3 protein-coding genes are annotated in these 2,924 nt (G+C 66.5%); all 3 read right to left on the bottom strand.

The window, feature by feature from the left end:
* Positions 1–75: 75 nt before the first annotated feature.
* On the bottom strand, positions 76–1,086 hold the full coding sequence (locus WAN71_RS15825; protein WP_422226237.1) for an NADP-dependent oxidoreductase: 1,011 nt from the start codon (positions 1,084–1,086) through the stop codon (positions 76–78).
* Entirely contained in the window at positions 1,083–2,087 is a 1,005-nt protein-coding gene (locus tag WAN71_RS15820) for an LLM class F420-dependent oxidoreductase (protein ID WP_422226236.1), read from the bottom strand. Before WAN71_RS15820 ends, WAN71_RS15825 begins: the two co-directional genes overlap by 4 nt.
* Positions 2,084–2,924, bottom strand: an 841-nt coding sequence (locus WAN71_RS15815; protein WP_422226235.1) for an acyl-CoA dehydrogenase family protein, incomplete at its 5' end; no start/stop codon positions are given. The genes WAN71_RS15820 and WAN71_RS15815, both read right to left, overlap by 4 nt.

The raw sequence follows: 2,924 nt of genomic DNA, 5'->3' as shown, positions 1-2,924 counted from the left end.
TCTTGACGTTCGGTCTCGGTGAAGGGTTTCATACGCGGCTCAACGTGCCAGCTCCGCGGAGGTATTCCCGCTGCTTCAGTTCAACGCGAGGATCAGCTTTCCGGTGTTTTCGCCGCGGAACAGCTTGAGCAGCGTGTCGGGGAAATCAGCGACGTCGCCGTGCTCAATCTGCTCGTGTGATCGCAGTTCACCGGTGTTGTGCCACTTCGCCAGCTGCGCAACACCTTCCGGGTAGCGGTCAGCGTAGTCGAAGATGACAAAGCCGGTCATCGATGCCCGCGCCACCAACAGCTGCATGTAGTTCGCCGGTCCCCGCGGCGTCTCGTTGTACTGCGACACCGCACCGCAGAGCACGATACGGGCACCGCCCGCGAGTCGGTTCAGGGCGGCTTCCAGAGTCGCACCGCCGACATTGTCGAAAAAGACATCGATACCGCCGGGTGCATGGGTTTTCAGCGCTGCCCGCAGGTCGGCGGTCTTGTAGTCGATTGCGGCGTCGAAACCAACCTCCTCGACGAGCCAGCGGCATTTCTGCTCGCCGCCGGCAATACCGATAGCGCGGCAGCCGTTGATCCGCGCGATCTGGCCCACCATGCTGCCCACCGATCCAGCCGCCCCGGACACCAGCACGGTTTGGCCCGGCTCAGGCTTGCCGATGTCGAGCAATCCGAAATAGGCGGTCAGACCGCTGATGCCGAGGGCCCCCAAATGCACGGTTGTCGGTGCCCCTGATGCCACTGTGGTGTCAACTTTATTGACGTCGTGGCCGTTGGATAGTGCATAGCGCTGGACCCCAAATATCCCGGACACCTCATCCCCGACGGCGAATGCGGCATGGCGTGATTCAACGACGCGTCCGATGCCAAGCGCCCGCATCACCTCGCCGATCTCCACCGGCGGCACATACGAGCGGCCGGCGTTCATCCAGGTGCGCATCGCCGGGTCCATCGACAGGTAGTCGACCTCGACCACGAATTCGCCTTCGGCTGCAATGGGTTTGGGTTCCTCGGCAATCGTCCAATCGCTAGCCTTTGGCAATTCCACTGGACGCGCGGCCAGCCGGCATTGTGTATTCACAGTGCTCACGAGACTGTCTCCCGAGCTGGTGAGGTTATGCGACAACTGTCCGCGGCGCACTGAAGTGCGGCCCGGCCGGCGGGGTCCTCGGCGGTTACCGGTATCACCGCGACGGTGTCTGCGCCGGCTTGCAGGTAGGCCCGCAGCCGGGCATCGACCTGTTCTGGAGTGCCCACCGCGGCCAGCTGCTCGGCCAGCTCGAGGGGAATCGCCGCCGCCAACTCCGACCGGCGCGCGCCGGTGCGGGCACGCTCGACAAACTCGGCAAACCCGAGCTCGCAGAACATTTCGCCGTAGCCGGGCGGGGCGAGGTAGATCGCCAGCTGGTTAGCCAATTGCCGCAACGCGGCCTCGCCGGGTCGCACGGCGACGGGTACCCACACCGTCAGGTGCGGCGGCGTGCGACCCGCCGCGGCGGCATCGTGCTCTACTTGTTGACGCACCTGCGTAACCCGCTGCGGCGACGCCAGATTGAGCACCACCTCGTCGGCGAGTCGGGCCGCCAGCTGCGTCATCATCGGGCCGAATGGGCCTACTCCAATGCTGGTGTGCGGCAGCGGGTGACGCAGCCGAAATCCATGACTGCGGACGTAGCGCCCGTCATAGTCGGCGCGCTCGCCACGCAGGATCGGCCGCAGGCAGTCGATGGTTTCGCGCATGCGCGCCGCACTGTGTGACCACTCGCGGTCGTGCCAGCCCGCCACGATGACCGGGCTGGAGGCGCCCAGCGCGACGTCAACCTGGCAACCGGTAAGCGAGGCAACCGAACTCGCTCCCAACGCGATTGACACCGGGGTCCGCACGCTGACCGGCAACGGTCCCACTTTCAGCCGCAAACCTGGTGCCCGCATTCCGACGGCGGTGGCCAACGCGAAAGCGTCGAAGGTCGCCATCTCGCCGATCCACAGCCCACTGAGTCCGGCCGCGCTGGTCGCGTCAGCGATTTCCAATGCCTCCTCGTCAGGCGCGTCCAGCCAGAACGGCAACACAACTTCAATCGGCTGCCTCACAGCATTGCCGCCTCGGTGGGTTGCCCGAGCAGGATGCGGCCTGGCAGCTCGCGTGACGCCTCATTCACCTGGAAGTGCGCGGTGGCGGTGAACGCGTCGCGGAAGCAGCGCTGCAGTGGTGCGCCGTCGTAGATGGCACTCCCTCCGGCGAGGTCATACATCGTGCGCACCACGTCGGCCGAGACGCGCACTCCGTGGGTGGCAGCCAGCCGCACGCGGGTACGCGCCTCCAACGGCACCGGAGGCTCGTGCTGGCTGGCCTGCCACGCCGCGTCAATGGCCTGGTAGTAACCCGCTCGCGCGGCTTCCAGTCCCGAATCGGCCGCGGCGACCGCCGCCTGGATGGTGGGACGTTCGGCGAGCGTGCGACTGGCCGCGACACCCTTTTTGGTGCAAGCAAGCTCGACGAAATTGTCGATCGCCGCCCGCGCGTTACCCATCGCGGCCGCCGTAATACAGGCGGCGAAAAATCCGAACGGCGGGAATCGATACAACGGCCGGTCGATCACCGGGCCGTCGAATATCGAGAGCACCCGCTCATTTGGGACAAACACCTCGTCGGCCACGGTGTCGTGACTGCCGGTGCCGCGTAGGCCGAGGGTGTGCCAGGTGTCCAGGATCTGGAGCTGCTCGGTGGGCAGCGCGACGACGGCCGGGCGATCCTCGAGCACGCAGCCGGCGAACAGCACGTCGGCGTGGGTGATGCCGCTGCAGAACGCCCAGCGCCCCGACACCACCACACCACCGGGCACCCGCCGGGCCTTGCCTTGCGGTGCCCACACACCGGCGGCCAGCCCGCGGCCGTTGCCGAACAGTTCGTCACGGCTCACCGGTGGC

The organism is Mycobacterium sp. (assembly GCF_049280035.1).
In the GTDB taxonomy this organism is placed as follows: Bacteria; Actinomycetota; Actinomycetes; order Mycobacteriales; family Mycobacteriaceae; genus Mycobacterium.
The sequence above is the reverse complement of the archived record's forward strand: the minus strand, read 5'-3'. Positions and strand labels throughout refer to the sequence as shown.